This is a genomic window from Enterobacter cloacae complex sp. FDA-CDC-AR_0132 (genome assembly GCF_003010695.1).
GTDB classification, from domain to species: domain Bacteria; phylum Pseudomonadota; class Gammaproteobacteria; order Enterobacterales; family Enterobacteriaceae; genus Enterobacter; species Enterobacter ludwigii.
In genome coordinates this window covers 4,932,742-4,947,820 of the sequence record NZ_CP027618.1, presented here as the reverse complement: position 1 = coordinate 4,947,820, position 15,079 = coordinate 4,932,742, and the positions used below count along the sequence as shown (strand labels likewise).

At 51.4% G+C, this 15,079-nt stretch carries 11 protein-coding genes; 9 read left to right on the top strand and 2 right to left on the bottom strand.

All coding sequences use genetic code 11. The annotated features are described in order from the left end of the window. Window positions 1–90 precede the first annotated feature (90 nt). The 8 genes from ecpA (at window position 91) to AM379_RS23920 (ending at window position 9,385) form a co-directional block, all read left to right on the top strand. The gene (ecpA, locus tag AM379_RS23955) at window positions 91–675 is read left to right on the top strand and encodes a common pilus major fimbrillin subunit EcpA (RefSeq protein WP_020883247.1); all 585 of its coding nucleotides are present in this window, start codon (window positions 91–93) and stop codon (window positions 673–675) included. 51 nt (window positions 676–726) lie between these two features. Then, window positions 727–1,404: a hypothetical protein gene (locus AM379_RS23950; RefSeq protein ID WP_032680622.1), complete on the top strand. Its 678-nt coding sequence runs from the start codon at window positions 727–729 to the stop codon at window positions 1,402–1,404. A 55-nt stretch (window positions 1,405–1,459) separates the two neighbouring features. Further along, window positions 1,460–3,952 carry a TcfC E-set like domain-containing protein gene (locus tag AM379_RS23945; protein WP_106504330.1) on the top strand — a complete coding sequence of 831 codons (2,493 nt, stop codon included), beginning with the start codon at window positions 1,460–1,462 and terminating at the stop codon, window positions 3,950–3,952. 4 nt (window positions 3,953–3,956) lie between these two features. Beyond that, window positions 3,957–5,573, top strand: coding sequence for a fimbrial protein (locus tag AM379_RS23940; RefSeq protein ID WP_072255707.1), 1,617 nt, complete (start codon window positions 3,957–3,959; stop codon window positions 5,571–5,573). Further along, window positions 5,570–6,265 (top strand): fimbrial protein, encoded by a 696-nt coding sequence (locus AM379_RS23935; RefSeq protein WP_106504329.1) that lies wholly within the window; start codon window positions 5,570–5,572, stop codon window positions 6,263–6,265. The genes AM379_RS23940 and AM379_RS23935 overlap by 4 nt, the downstream gene beginning before the upstream one ends. A gap of 96 nt (window positions 6,266–6,361) precedes the next feature. After that, entirely contained in the window at window positions 6,362–7,090 is a 729-nt protein-coding gene (locus tag AM379_RS23930) for a winged helix-turn-helix domain-containing protein (RefSeq protein ID WP_014170839.1), read from the top strand. Then, window positions 7,065–7,538: a hypothetical protein gene (locus AM379_RS23925; RefSeq protein ID WP_020883251.1), complete on the top strand. Its 474-nt coding sequence runs from the start codon at window positions 7,065–7,067 to the stop codon at window positions 7,536–7,538. The genes AM379_RS23930 and AM379_RS23925 overlap by 26 nt, the downstream gene beginning before the upstream one ends. A gap of 359 nt (window positions 7,539–7,897) precedes the next feature. Continuing rightward, window positions 7,898–9,385 (top strand): EAL domain-containing protein, encoded by a 1,488-nt coding sequence (locus tag AM379_RS23920; protein WP_236900317.1) that lies wholly within the window; start codon window positions 7,898–7,900, stop codon window positions 9,383–9,385. Between the two features lie 41 nt (window positions 9,386–9,426). On the opposite strand, the gene yegD is transcribed toward AM379_RS23920, so the two are convergent. Further along, window positions 9,427–10,779, bottom strand: a complete 1,353-nt coding sequence (gene yegD / locus AM379_RS23915; RefSeq protein ID WP_106504327.1) for a molecular chaperone — start codon at window positions 10,777–10,779, stop codon at window positions 9,427–9,429. A gap of 130 nt (window positions 10,780–10,909) precedes the next feature. On the opposite strand from yegD, the gene alkA reads away from it, so the two are divergent. Next, window positions 10,910–11,782 carry a DNA-3-methyladenine glycosylase 2 gene (gene alkA, locus AM379_RS23910; protein ID WP_032681967.1) on the top strand — a complete coding sequence of 291 codons (873 nt, stop codon included), beginning with the start codon at window positions 10,910–10,912 and terminating at the stop codon, window positions 11,780–11,782. Here the strand turns inward: alkA and AM379_RS23905 are convergent. Next, the gene (locus AM379_RS23905; protein WP_025203681.1) at window positions 11,747–15,076 is read right to left on the bottom strand and encodes a diguanylate cyclase; all 3,330 of its coding nucleotides are present in this window, start codon (window positions 15,074–15,076) and stop codon (window positions 11,747–11,749) included. The two genes, alkA and AM379_RS23905, sit on opposite strands and share 36 nt — an antisense overlap. Window positions 15,077–15,079: the final 3 nt, after the last annotated feature.

Genomic DNA, 15,079 nt, shown 5'->3' with positions numbered 1-15,079 from the left:
GGCGCGGTAAATCCCGTTCGCATTTAAATGGAGCTTCCAGGTTATTTATTAAATGGCACCTGGCAGTACGTTTGTTCTCAGGAGATGAAAATGAAAAAATTATTACTGGTGGCCTCTCTGGTTTCTGTATTTGCTGCTGCAAATGCTATGGCTGATGTTACGGCATCTGCCACCGCATCATGGGATGCAACGGCAACGAAAGATACAACCAGCCTGCTGGTCGTGACCCCATTGAACTCGCTGACGTTCCAGTATGCAGAGGGCCTGAATGGGTTTAACACTCAGGATGGCGCTTTTGATGTGACGATTCAGGGACAGGAAAGTGCAACCGATTTTGAACTGACTGCTCAGGTCATCAGCAATACGCTGACCAATGCAAGCGGTGATGCATCTACCCTGAATGTGGGCGTGGCATGGAATGGTCAGGCGCTGTCTAACTCTGCCGAAACCGTTCTGGTGAATGCGGCTTCCACTTCAGGTCTGGAAAGCCTGCTGGCCGATGGCGCCTATAACGGCGCTGAGCGTGTAAGCGATCAGTCCAGCTTCAAATTCTCCATCGCTTCAGCGACTTCTGACGGTTCGACTGCTGTAACTGACTATTCTGCGCTGCCGGATGGTTACTGGACGGGTGACGTAAAAGTTCAGTTCAATGCAACCTGGACCACTCCAGCGTAATGAATATTAATTCGGGAGAGGCTCTCTCCCGAATTTCGCAGGAATGCACTGATGAAGAAATATTTGCCACTCGCAGCGCTGGCAGGGATGGCTATATCCTTTTCCAGTCTGGCGATTAATGTGGGTGATATCACGTCAATAATGACGGCCGATCAAAACGCGTTATCAAAAGAAATTATTAACACCACTGATTCCGCCCGCTATGTGAGCGTTACCGTAAAAAGGCTCTCTTCACCGCTGCCTGACGGAACAGAAATGCAATTTGAAACGTCGGGAGAATTACTTTCTACACCGGCGAGCCTTATTTTACCCGGTGAGGCGAAAGATGTTTTTCGCTTTTTCTATAAGGGCCCTGAAGATGACAAAGAACGTTATTACCGGCTGCAGTGGGTTGACGAACCCGTAAGCGAAAGCGCATCGACTAAGGCTGGCAAAGCCGCGATTGCGACGGCGTCGGCAGAAATCGGGACAATTCTGGTCGTGGCGCCACGCAAGGAGCGATTCGAATACGGTCGTGACGGGGATGTCATCACCAACAAAGGCAACGTCTCGTTTCGGGTCATTGCTTACGGAGCCTGCAAAGAGGCGTCACAGGATCGGGGACGAGGGTGTCGCGAGCGTTATTACGTCATGCCAGGCACAAAAATAAGATTGCAGAAAAGCGATGTGTCAAACAGTCGCACCCGCATTGGGATTTGGCATGGCAAGCAATTTATTACAGTGAAGTAATACACGGCGTCATTTCCGGTACCAGTAATAAAAATACCGAAAAGTAAGGATGCGTATGTCTTTTAAATATCTTATAGGAGGGAGTTTATTACTCTCTTATGCGCTAACATCAGGGGTTGCGCATTCTGCACCGGTTAAGATTGGTAATTATGTTATTCCAGGGGCATTCGCGCGTTCTCTTGAACAGGGGATGACGGTCCCCGTTTATATCCGCTACCAGGAGACGGATACAAAAAGCCAACAAAAAATTGCTGATGCGGTCATCTCGCTGGTTGAGGGAAATATCGTTGTAAAATCCATTATGATTGCCGATTTGCCCAATAACGCGGTGCTTTCAGAGAAAACGCGCGAGATGGTGGAAAAAATAGGCGATGCGAAATTTATCGACAATACCTTTCTTGCCCTTTCGCGAGACGCACGGCTGAAATTAAACGTCTCCTCTTTTCATCTGGAGATGATTGTCAGCCGGGATGCCCTGACTGAAGCGGTGGTCGCCCGCAGTTCATTGCTGGGACCGTCCAGCGTTGACCGACTGTCTACTGTGCTGAATTACAACTTTGGTACCTATTACAATGACTACCGCAATGGCAGCAGCTCTCGCAGTTATTTAACACTCGATAACACCACCTCGTTGAGAGAGCACCACCTCAATATCAATGGCTCGGTCTATGGTATTGGCGAGAGTAACCGCTCCAGCAAACTGTATCGTGCCATGTATGAGCGCGATTATGAGGGTTATCGTCTGGCGTTGGGCATGCTCGACACCTGGAACGTTCAGTCGATCGCCAGCCTCAATGCGCTGAATGGCGGCAAGATCTACGGCGTCAGCTACGGCAATAAAGGCAGTACGGTGGTTGAAAACACCTCCCTGTCCTTGATCCCAATAACCATATTTTTACCGTCTGCCGGTGAAGTGCATGTGTTTCGTGATGGGCGCTTGTTAAGCGTTCAGAACTTCAACATGGGCAGCTACGAAATTGATACCAGCCGGTTCCCTTACGGTGTGTATGACGTCACGGTGGATGTCGTGGTAAATGGCCGGACGGTGAACACCCGCGTCAGTCGGGTGAATAAAATTTTTGCCCGCCAGCAGGCCGCAGGCCTGCATGAAGTCGCATGGCAAATTTTTGGCGGTTCACTTGATTACGACCGCGTGAGTTATAAGCGCAATCATTACCGTGATGCCGGCAGTGAACAGACCTGGATTGCGGGTGGTGCGGCCTCGTTAACCCTGGCAATGCTCTCCGGGCTCACCCTGAAAACGACAGGCTATGGGTTTGATGACAATGCCGTCAATGAAACGGACATTACTCTTAACGTCAACGAATATGCCAGCGTCGGGACACAAACGCTGGTGGCGAACGACGGAACATGGCGCAACGTCAGCAGCGCCAGTCTTAATGCTCCAGGCGGGTTTGGATCGCTGTGGGCGTCGCGGGAAGACAGCAAAATCGGTAACCGTCTGCCGGTGCAGGAGCGGGATAACTATTCGGTTGGCGCAACATTGAACCTGAGCCGGTTTATTCCGCACGGTGGCACGTTAACTGTCAGCCAGACCGAAAACCGCTATTCCGGTAATACCTACCGAAACCTGGATTACAGTACTACCCTCTATGCGGGACGGTACGCCACAGTGGGGTTACGGGCCGGGGTACAGCGCTATTACTACAACAATACGAATGATGACGGACGTCAGGAACGCTATGTCAGCCTGGATTTATCGCTGCCGCTGGCCTCGTGGATGAGTGTCGGGGTTTCACGCGATCGTTACGGCGCAACACAGGGCAATATCAGCGCGCGTAAACAATTTGAGGATAGCGTCATTACGTCTGCAGGCATTTCCGCCTCGACTCGCCTGAGTGGAGAGCAGAACTACGACAACAATTACGCTGTAAATGGCAACCTGAGTTATGACACCCGCTATAACGGCGGTACGGTTTCGGTGACCCGTTCAGCGGACAACTCGACCAATATGAACTTCTCCTCTCAGGGTTCCGTTGCCTGGGCGGGTGGGGATTTTGGTCTGAGCAAAGAGCGACAGCGCTCGGGCATTATTGTGAAAACCGATCTTGTGGGTGACGGAAAGCTGGCCGCAAAAATAAATAACCGAAATTATATTCTTAGCGGCAAATCGAGCTTTATTGCACTCCCGCCTTATGCGCAATACAAGCTGGAAATTATGAATGATAAAAACTCTGAAGACAGTTTTGACATTGTCTCGGGCCGTAAACAGGCGCTTAACCTTTATCCCGGTAACGTCGGCGTGGTGTCACCTGAGGTGAAAAGCATGGTGACCGTGTTTGGCCGGGTGCGATATCCGAATGGTGAACTGGCGTCAAATACGGACATTCATAACCACATCGGCAAAACGCGCACCGACGCGAAAGGTGAGTTCGCTATTGATATTGATAAGAAGTATCCCGTTATTACCCTGGTGTCCGCCAACGGTAATATCTGCGAAGCGGATTTAGATCTGGAAAAAGCCAGGGGCGCTGCGTGGGTAGGGGATGTTAAATGTGCACCGCAAACCACGATGGCGCAGAGATAATGCTATGAAAAAAAGTGCTTCCGTTTTTATTTCGCTCCTGTTTTTGGCGGGGTTAATTCCCTTCTCCGCAAGGGCACTGACTGCCTCATCGTCAGGGGCGATCAACAACACGTTTTTATTTATCGAGAACGACATTGACGGTGAGTATTTCATTACGCCGTCCGCGTTAGATCCCCGTTTCAGCGGGTCAAATACCTGGGTTAAATACGGTACCTCCCAGGTCAGCCTCGGTTATCTGGGTTATGTCATTTGGACTGCGCCGGCCAATAATTATCAGGATATGTGGATTGATAATTCGCCCATTGATGCTCCTTTCACAGGAATACGCTGCTACCGAGGTTCGCAGTGTCCGACGACGGGCTACATTGCCGGGCAGGGGGTGGATAACAATGGTTTTTACCACGCGCAGGTTGGATCCGTGGCGGGGGTTATTGGCGGAGCGTATGGCTTTGCTTCGCTGAGCAACTCAGCCTATGAGTATTTTCGTAATATGCCGACGGGTGGCAGCGAAACCTATGTTTTTAACCGCTGCTATACCTCGGTTAACTATGATTACGCCTCAGGACAACGCTGTAAGGATCAGACAACAGGTCGCTGGAATTACATCAATTACACGTTAAACAAGCGGGGACATCTGGCGCTGGAATCAACAAGTGCCTTTCAGGAGCTGTGGATCGCCAGTGATGGAACCCCAAGTATCACAAATGATTCCGGATCCTGTGAGCTGGGTGTCGTCAGTAACGTTGATGGCGTAATTTGTAAAATGGTCAAATACAACCTTGAGCAGACACAAAATTTGACGGCATCGTTGACATTCAGAGCGTATATCGATTCTGCTGCGTTGGGTTTTACCCCTTCCGCAACCACCGTGAAATATTCAGGAAATGGCTCGACATGGTATAACTTCAGCGCCTCGACGGCGTATTACAACGTCTTTTCGACATCTGGCCAGTATATCTATGTCTTTTTGTCGAAAACATTCCTTAAGAATCTGGTGGATGCAGGCGTCAGTATTACCAACAGCCAGCCCTTTACGTTTGCGTTTACGAATGCATTAACCCCGGAGTCAGGCTATTACCAGTTTACCCCCTCTTTGCAGCTCAATATTGTGCCGAAGGAGTATGGGATTAGCATTGTCTCATCGAATAATACGGCCTCTGCCAGTGGAAGCGGCACCATCGGAGATGACGCGCCGATCGAGATGGATTACGTCGTCACCGTATCGGGACCCCGTCAGGCCGACAGTATTACGGCCCAGGTTATCGGGGACAGCACGACAATCAACGATACCCCTTACTGCCTGTTTACGTCGGCACAGGGGGGAATAAACGTGCCTGTCCCTGCCTATCTGCAATACAACACCGCGTCGGGAAGCCCTACTCAGGTGAGGAACAGCTGCAGTGAAAATGCCATTAGTCTGAACGATGCGTTATGGCAACAGGTGCCATGGGATGCCAACAACACGGATGATGGCAGCTTTTTCAGCACCAACTTAACGCTGCTGTTCCCGATGAATGATTCCCGCTCAGCACTGACGGTGGCTGGCGCTGACTGGGAAGGCGTGGTCAGCGCCAGTGGTGAAATCAAAGTCACCGCGAACTGGCTGGGAGTAACAAAATGATGCGCTGGCGGAAGGTCACGGAGGGTGTGGTGGGACTCTGCATTGCGCTTTACACGCTTTCTGCCCACGCGCTGTATCTGGACTCCACGATCTATGATATCCCCGCAGAGCGGTCGTTCATTAGCAAACGTATTTACAACGACAGCCACAAACAGAATGTGTACAGCATTTCGGCGATTAAAATCGACCGTCCAGGACCGGGTGGGGAAAAGCGTCTGCCAATAGAGGACGGGGAGTTGCTGTTTACACCGCTCACGTTTTCGCTCGCCCCGGACGCCGGGGAGTATTTTAAGATCTTCTATCGCGGGCCCGAGGATGACAAAGAGCGTTACTACCGGATTCAGTTTCGCGAGATGCCGGTAACGCTGTTTGCTCAACGTCATTCAGGCAAAGCAAGTGAAGCTGTGCCCGCTATTGCATTGGATACGATACTGGTGGTCAGGCCCAGAAAGCTGACGCTAGGTTATACTCTGGATGAGCAAAAAGGGGCGCTGACAAATACTGGCAATACGTTTTTCAGGATCATCGTACACAAGGGATGCCAGTCAACCGATGACGAGGCGACGATGCGCTACCTGCTGCCTGGAGAGACCTACCGAAGCGGCGCGTTAAACACTAAAAATAAAAAATTCATCGTTGCGTTGAAAAAATATATACCGATAGGCGATGGTTGTTTTAAAAATAACAGTTAAAGTTTAAAGAAACAGTTCTTATATTGCTAACTGAACTCTGGGAATATATTCTGTACTGCGTGCTGGCACTGCCGCCGATAATAAAAGAGTTCCCGGATGAAAAAGATAATCAATGATCATATTGTATACGATTCAGAGACCAGAGCGCTAAGTGTACAGGGAGAAAGAGTGGTTCTGTCCGCTGCAACGGCAAGATTACTGGAGCTCTTTATTGCGAATAACCGCAAACAATTACATCGGGATCTGATTATAGAAGAAGTGTGGGGAAGGTATGGGTTGATCCCATCAGGTCACAGTCTGAATAAAAATGTCAGTATTTTGCGCAAAACGTTAGCAGAACTGGGAATGGATAATCTGATCGCAACTATCCCCCGAGAAGGATTTGTTTTTCAGGCGCAGATCGAAAACGTAAAAGAAGATGCGTTGCCGCATAGCATCACTGCATTAACCTCCGCCACCAAACCCGGGTTAAGGCGATACGGTAAAACGATCGTTGGCGGAATGTTAGGCATCAGCCTGGTGATATCTGGCTTTGTCCTTCTGCCAAAATTATTACGAGATACCGATGGTGTAGTGCATGTACAAAAATCCGGTTCCTGTGAAATATTTACGACAGATGATAATTCAGTTGAGAAAATATCCACTTTTTTGAATTCATCCCGATGGCAGCAATTCAAATCTATCTGTAAGGGAAGAAATAAGGTCATTGTGTTTTATGATGACAATGGATTGTCTGCGGGTAATAAACTAAAGGAATCATTTTTCAGTATATGTACGTTAGGCTCCCGGGGAGTTGCACATGCGTGCGAAAATTATGTATTTTAGTCTTGCCGTAGCGCTTGTTATCATTTTTTTGTTTTTATTTAAACGTCATGAGGTTCCGGCAGCGCTGGTATGCTCAGCGAAGAACCATCTTGTGCTCAATACGCAAAAAACAGGTATGCACATCGAAGGGGAGGTATTGCTGGTTTTCAGGATATCATCTGCTGAAGAGGGGGTATTGTCACAAGTGGGCGTGATTAATGTTAATGGGAAAAGCTACGCCATTAACCGTTCCACGATGCTTAAATTTTTAGGTAATGATAGTGACGGCTACATACGTACCCAACGGGTTTCTGTGATCAAAAATGATAATGATGATTTGCCTGATGAGATCACGGGATTAATTATGTCTAAGCAACACAACTTCTATTATAAAATAATGCATATTGCGCACAATGTGTACGGTATACGCGATTTGCGACGCACCCTGTTGGTGTGTCGGGCAGCGTAATCCTCAGAATAGGGTATCGTCTTATTCTGAAATAATAACCTATGTGTCGCATCATTTATGGTTTTTTATTCTGTTAAAATAGTGTTTATTATCACTAAAGTTTGTCCGAATGTGAATATAAGCGCATAAGTTTGTACTCATTTCGGACCTCAGAATTCGCTACCGATACAGCAAGAATATTCTTATCATTTCCCCTGCGCTCAGTTTTATTGCAAGGGGGATGAGCTACTACACACTATGCAATCTAAAGGCATTTTATTTGTTTTACCTTAAGTCTATGTGAATACCAGGTCAATTGTGAATACACTTTCCTGTTCGGGAAGGCTGCGTTTTACAATGAAAACGTGATGGTGATTATTATGAATAAGAAAAAGGTCTTCCTGCTCAGTTATGACATTTATCTTTTCGCCGGGCTTAGGGCTTTTTTGCCTAATCTGGTACTGGTCGACAGTCAGACATTTATATCAGAGTCAGACCTTTCTTTTCAGCAATACAACTCCTGTCTGTTAATTGTTGATAACCGGATGCCCTTTTTCCTGGTGAAGAAATGGCTACATCGTAACAGTAGCCAGTTTATCATGGTAAACAGCGTTGTTCTCAGGTTGAGCGAAAATGAGTGTATTAATCGAGGCTATGAATACAGTACCTCAATTGATGTAACACTGCATTATACGACCGTCATCGATATACTCACGCGTATACTGATGACCACCCCGCAACCGGAATCACGCGTAAAATCAGATGAGCTGGACGTTTTCGCGTTAACCGAATTTGAGGCAGACATGCTTAATGCCATGATGACGAAAGAGGGGCAGGCCGAATTCTGCCGGGCAAATTCATTGACCACAAAATCCCTGTATCGCTACCGGGATAAAATAACGCACAGGCTTGGTTTTAAAAATTTTATTGAATCTATTATTTTTCTTATCCGCAATGGTTTCCTGACTGAAAGAGATGTGGGGCAGAACAGTACGTTAATGCGCAAATCCACCGGGCGTAGTTATGATAATAATGATGCGGGGCGTCTGAGTCTGGCACTCAAAAATGATGAAATTTTACCTTATTATCAACCCGTTGTCGGTGCAGGTGGTGAGCTGTGTGGTATAGAGATTTTGGCCCGCTGGCCATTAGGGCATAATTACACGATTTCGCAGCGAGAATTTATTCCGCTGGCAGAAAGCTGTGGCCTGATTAACGAACTCACCAGCTATTTAATGCATAAAGTTGCCAGTGACTTAAAGCAAAAGAATAACGGGTTAAATACACCGCTGTTTGTGGCGTTTAATGTCAGTCCAACCACGTTAAGTAACCCGGTGTTTTATTGGGAGTGCCTCAATTTTTTAGAGCTGACAGAATCGTTACCGGTGAAGCTCATGATTGAGATCACCGAAAATCAAACGCTGGCCGTGACGCCTGCAATAAAAGAACTGATACGTTCACTGCGTAATCGCGGGGTGATGTTTGCGCTGGATGACTTTGGTACAGGATACGCGAATTTATGCTATCTGAATGAACTCGAACTGGATGTCATAAAAATTGATAAGACCTTTATCAACGCTATCCAGGCTGATAACCAACCGCTGCCGATGCTGGAATCGATTATTAATCTGGCGATGATTCTGGGGCTGCGTACCGTGGCGGAAGGGGTGGAGTACGCTTATCAGCGAGAGTGGCTTATCAGCAAACAGGTGGATTACCTGCAGGGGTATCATTTCCTGCCCCCGGTGCCGTTCGCTGATTTCCGGCGATTTGTCGAGCAAAGCCAGCCGACGACACGAGAAGCGGCATGCAAAAAGGGCAGCGTGCTGCCGAGTAAAAAGGAAAATGTGCGTTTTAACGCGCTGTAAACAACGGAAGCCCTGCGCATTTCGAGGGCTTCCGTCGGGGCTTAACGGAACATCACCTGTGCCCAGCGGGCCAGACCTGCCGTTACGGAGCCAAAGTCATCGCCACCGGCAATCGGAATACCCGGAAGCTGTTCCGCCAGCGCTTTCTTGATAAGCGGTGAACGGGCGCTACCGCCGGTCAGGTAAATCACATCCGGCTTCTCTTTGCCATTCTCCAGCGCCAGTTGCACCTGCTCGAGGATCCGCTGCAGCGGCTGGGCGAGTGCCGTTTCCAGCCCTTCCTGCGATATCGCGGTCACCAGCTCATCACTGATAAAAGGTAATGAGACAGCGTGTTCAGCACGGTCAGAGAGGGCGATTTTGCTCTCTTCAGCGGTACGCACCACGCGATAGCTGAGACGCTGACGCCACACTTTATAGAGCAGGGCGACTTTATCCGCGTACTGCGCGTCGCGTACCAGATCGTTCAGGAAGCGCCCGTTCGCGGTGCTGTAAAAATCACTCTGCGCCGGAACGTCGTTGATGGCGATGGCGTTCCACCAGGGCAGAATTGGCAGGGCAATGCCTTTTTCGGTTTGTCCGCCCATGCCGAGCAGCGGCATCAGGCTTTTAAATGCCAGAGCAATGTCCAGGTCGTTACCGCCTACGCGGCAGCCGCTGTGGCCCAACAGGCTAGTTTCGCGGTCACGACGCTGATGCCATTGTGGCCCCATCAGCAGTAAAGAGCAGTCGGTGGTGCCCCCGCCGATATCCACAACGAGCACGCGTTGCTCTTGCGTTAATGTGGCTTCAAAATCCAGTCCTGCCGCTACCGGCTCATACTGGAAGACCACGTCACGGAAACCGGCTCGGTGTGCGGCGCGCTCGAGGATCCCCTGCGCTTGCTGGTTAGCCTCTTCACCGCCCAGACCCTGGAAGTTGATCGGGCGACCAATAACGGCCTGGGTGATGGGATCGGGTACCTGGGTCTGCGCCTGGTTACGGATGTGCAGCATCATGGCGCACACCAGGTCTTCGAACATCGCCACCTGCTGTGGTTTTAATCCGCTGGCGCCCAGAAACGACTTCGGGGATTTAACGAAGTAAACCTCTTCCGGATCGTCAATGTAATGGCCCAGCGATGAGAGGCCAAACTGCACGCTGGAAGGGGTCACGTCGATATCTTCGTCGCGGTTAAAACTGACCGCCCGGCGCAGCAGCGCCTGGGTTTCCGCCGCGGTAGCGGGCACCTGATGATGACGGAACAGCCATTCGCTGACCGCTTCGCGAGTGGGTGCGCAGAGCATTGATGGCAGCAGTGTGCTCTCTTTTTCCATCTTCAGGAGCTGTGGTTGCCCGTTTTGCATAATGGCAACCGAACAGTTTGCCGTACCGTAGTCAAATCCAATAAACACGATTAATCCCCATGCCAGTGAGAAGGGGCGAGACTTTAGCGAAATGTCTGCCTGGCGACAACAGGAATATGAAAGCAAGGCGAAACAAGGCCTTTCGGTTTATGCTGAGGGGAACAAAAAAGGAGCGATGATGTATACCCTGACCTGGCAACCCCCTTACGACTGGCAATGGATGTTTGGTTTCCTTGGCGCACGTGCGGTAGCGGGCGTAGAGACCGTCACGGACCACTATTACGAGCGCAGTTTCGCCTGTGAGGGGCATCAGGGGATATTTCGCGTTACGCCGGACAGCCAAACCCCTACGCTTACCGTGACGCTCAGCCCGGGCTTGATTCCGGTTGCGCAGAGCTGTCTTGAGCGTATCGGGCGACTTTTCGATCTTGACTGCGATCCTCAGGCGATCCGCTCGACACTGGGGGATCTGGGGGCCGCACGGCCAGGCTTACGGTTGCCGGGGGCGATGGATGCCTGGGAGCAGGGTGTGCGGGCGATACTCGGGCAACTGGTTAGCGTGGCGATGGCGGCAAAATTGGCTTCCCGCGTTGTCGCCCTGTGCGGGGAGCCGGTTGAAGACGCCCCGGGTTATCTCTGCTTCCCGACCCCGCACGCGCTGGCCGCAGCGGACCCGCTGGCGTTGAAAGCGCTTGGAATGCCGGTAAAGCGGGCGGAGTCGATCGTTCATCTGGCTCAGTCTGTGGTGGACGGGACGTTTCCGCTTTCCCCTCCTGCGGATATTGAGGCGGGAATGAAGGCCTTACAGCAGCGGCCCGGGATAGGACGCTGGACGGCAAACTACCTGGCCCTGCGCGGCTGGCAGGCGAAGGACGTTTTTCTGCCGGATGATTATCTGATTAAGCAACGTTTTGCCGGGATGACGCCTGCGCAAATTCGGCGCTACGCCCAGCGCTGGCAGCCCTGGCGCTCGTATGCGTTGCTGCACATCTGGTATACCGATGGCTGGGCGCCATCAGTTGATGGCGAAATAGCTGGTATTAAGCAGTAGATCCAACGGCTGCGGCTCGGCGATGGTGTCGCCGTAAATAAAATCAATGCCGATGCCGGAGAGCGTGTCCATCATGATGGGCTGGTTACACGGACCGGCGATGGTTTTCATGCCCAGGCGCTGGGCGTGCCCCTGAACGATCGTCACCATCATCTCATCCATCAGGTTGCCATAAACATTCGTCACCATTTCCGTATCAAGCATCAGATAATCGGCCATATTGGCGCTGAGGTGGCTAAAGACGTTCATATCGCGTCCCACCTGGCTGAGCACGACACGGCAGCCAGCATGGCGAAGCTTTTGCAGGCCCTGCTGCAGGTTCTCATCCGGGTTACATACCACGTCGGCAGCGATAACCAGATGCAGCAGACGGCCCGGCATGGGGCTCTTCTCCAGCAGGTCGACAAGTTCATCAACCAGCGTGACGCTTGCTAAACCCGCTTCAGACAGCGGAAACCCGACCCCCATGCCTTTGTGGGCGACCTGTGCGGCGGAGGTGCGGAAAAACTCGTTGAAGATACGTCTGTCAAGGGCGTGCAACAGTTCAGGCTCCGCAAGTCCGGAGCGGAACGCATGCTCTTCCTGCACTTCGCCCTGGCTGGTCCACAGGCGTAATGAAATCAGCCAGAAGTTGCAGCTTTCCGGTATCCGTGGAGACGCGACGCTGCGGGCAATCATCATCAGGTGATTGTCTTTAATCATGTGCCACTGCTCATCAAGCGACATCATGCTGCGCATGCCGTGGTCCCGTTCCTGCTGGGGTTCGTAAACCGTGACGACACCGCGTCCGCTGTTTTTCGAGGCGTAACAGGCGATATCCGCCTGCGACATGATTTCTGAAGCCTGATGGTTATTTTCATCAATCAGAGTGATACCCGCGCTGGCGCCGATCCGGTGCAGACGTCCTTCCCACATAAAGTGATAGTCATTGATGGTGTTAATCAGGCGGCCGGTAATATAACGCGCGCTTTCGATATTGCAGTCCGGGAGCAACAACCCGAATTCGTCCCCGCCGAGACGAGCCAGCACGTCGCTGGAGCGGAGCATGGTCAACATTAATGACGAAAGCTCCCGCAGCAGAGCATCACCCGCCGCATGGCCTGCGGTGTCGTTGACGGCTTTAAAACGATCGAGATCGATAAACACCAGCGCATGACGCTGGCGTGTCTCCTGTACGGTCTGTAAGAGACGTTTGAGATGATTTTCGAAACTGACCCGGTTTGCGAGGTGGGTGAGGGCATCGTGCGAGGCACTGTAACTGAGCTGACGCAGCATTTTGCGCGATTCCGTCACGTCCTGAATCACGATCACGGAGCCAATGTTTTGCCCGTCCAGCGTACTGAGCGGGGTGATGCTGTAATGGATATCGTAGTTGCCGCCGGTACGGCAGTTCAGCACCACGTCCTGGTCTATATCGGAACGGGACATATCGCCGCTGTGAATATTCTCCATCAGCGGTCCCTTTTCACCAAAGGTGATGTGCAACACCTTCAGGACAGGCTGCCCGATAGCCTCGGTCTGCAGCCAGCCGCTCATTTTCTCGGCAACCGGGTTCATAAAGGTGACATTCATGTCGATATCGGTACACAACACCGCTTCGCCGATGGAATCGAGGGTAATGTGCAAACGCTCTTTTTCCTGGAACAGCGCTTCGTTGAGCTGCTTCACCTCGGTCATGTCCATGTTGATGCCGAGCAGGCGTTCGACTTCACCCTGTTTGTTCAGTACCCGGTTCGCCAGAGAGCGTATATGGCGCACGCCTTCTTTAACACGAATGCGGAACTCAAGCTTAAACGGCAAACGTGAAATGAGGGAATCCCGGAGCACCTTTTCAGCGTGAGCGCGGTCTTCCGGGAGCATCGTTTCGTGCCAGAGCTGCCAGGTGGGCTTGATGTGGGGCGGGATCTCATACAGCTCAAACATCCGCTTATCCCAGCTGATAATGTCTGGCTCCAGATCCCACTCCCAGATGCCGATACCGCCCGCTTCGTTGGCGAGGGTGATGCGCTCCATCAGGCGTTTATTGACCCACTCGGTCTGCTTCAGGTCGTTAATATCTTCAATCTGGGCGATAAAATAGAGCGGTGAACCGTCGGTGTGGCGCACCACGGAGACGGCAAGCAGGGCCCAGACCACTTCACCATTGCGGGTGTAGTAACGCTTCTCAAGGGTGTAGGTGTTGATGTCGCCGTTGACCAGCTGCTCCAGCTGTTCGAGATCGGTATTCAAATCTTCCGGCCAGGTTAACTGCTGGAAGGTGAGGGCCTGAAGCTCCGTCTGGCTGTATCCCAGGAAGTTACACAGGGCTTTATTGGCCTGAAGCCACTGCCCCTCAATGCTGACCAGCGCCATGCCGATGGCGGAATACTCCATTGCGTTACGAAAACGCGCTTCACTTTCGGTGATATGTTTGCGTTCGGCGCGAAAGGCATACATCACCATGGTCATAATATTGGCCGGCAACAGCATCATCAAAAAGGGCAGCCAGGGCGCGTTTAGCGTCACCAGCAGGTTTTGCGGCGTCATGGATGCAGGGTTACGCGTCATGATCAGCGAGACCATCATCACGGTGACCAGAAACACCAGAAACGCCTCCATTCGTGGCAGGCGCACGGCGCTCCACATAAGCAGAACGATAACGCAGGTGAAGGGCCACGGCAGCCAGGTAATCGCCATCCAACTGAGAGCCAGCGTCACGGCCATGGTGGCCAGCGTTTCCAGCAGCAATTTTGGGTTGCGGTGACGCAGCAGATAATGTGGTTTAAACAGTAACCCTAACGGCACCAGCGCCAGCGCACCAATGGCTTCTGATAACACCCAGACGAGGAAATTACGCAGCGGCTCCGGACCCGGCACCAGAAGATACACCAGCACCCCGCCAACCAGCGGTGGCACCAGCGCACTACCGATGGACAGACGGATCCAGTCATTCAGATTCTGCAGGGGGTTATACCACGGGAGCAGTTTACGCAGTAACACCGCGCCAATCACGGCTTCAACCACGTTGATAGCGGTATAGGTCGGGTTGATCGACGACCAGGAGAAAAGCATCCACGCGGCCAGGATATTGCCAAACGAGCAGGCCAGAGCGATACCCGGCCACATCTTTCCTGCATGACGGTAAAAGGCCACCATCATGATGGCGGTAGGGAACCAGAGCGGGGCGAGCAGGGTGCCGAAGCGGGTCAGCTCCAGCGAAAATAAGGTAAAGATAAAGGTGACCAGGCCCAGACAGACAAGTCGCAATAAAGGATGTGGGGTGGTAACCAAAACCCGCTGGTATTGTTTATTCATTAC

Bases quoted from the DNA above. Each gene is read 5' to 3' on its own strand.
- AM379_RS23950 (WP_032680622.1), top strand. From the start codon at position 727: ATGAAGAAATATTTGCCACTCGCAGCGCTGGCAGGGATGGCTATATCC.
- AM379_RS23935 (WP_106504329.1), top strand. From the start codon at position 5,570: ATGATGCGCTGGCGGAAGGTCACGGAGGGTGTGGTGGGACTCTGCATT.
- AM379_RS23930 (WP_014170839.1), top strand. From the start codon at position 6,362: ATGAAAAAGATAATCAATGATCATATTGTATACGATTCAGAGACCAGA.
- ecpA (WP_020883247.1), top strand. From the start codon at position 91: ATGAAAAAATTATTACTGGTGGCCTCTCTGGTTTCTGTATTTGCTGCT.
- AM379_RS23905 (WP_025203681.1), bottom strand. From the start codon at position 15,076: ATGAATAAACAATACCAGCGGGTTTTGGTTACCACCCCACATCCTTTA.
- AM379_RS23945 (WP_106504330.1), top strand. From the start codon at position 1,460: ATGTCTTTTAAATATCTTATAGGAGGGAGTTTATTACTCTCTTATGCG.
- AM379_RS23925 (WP_020883251.1), top strand. From the start codon at position 7,065: ATGCGTGCGAAAATTATGTATTTTAGTCTTGCCGTAGCGCTTGTTATC.
- alkA (WP_032681967.1), top strand. From the start codon at position 10,910: ATGTATACCCTGACCTGGCAACCCCCTTACGACTGGCAATGGATGTTT.
- AM379_RS23940 (WP_072255707.1), top strand. From the start codon at position 3,957: ATGAAAAAAAGTGCTTCCGTTTTTATTTCGCTCCTGTTTTTGGCGGGG.
- AM379_RS23920 (WP_236900317.1), top strand. From the start codon at position 7,898: ATGAATAAGAAAAAGGTCTTCCTGCTCAGTTATGACATTTATCTTTTC.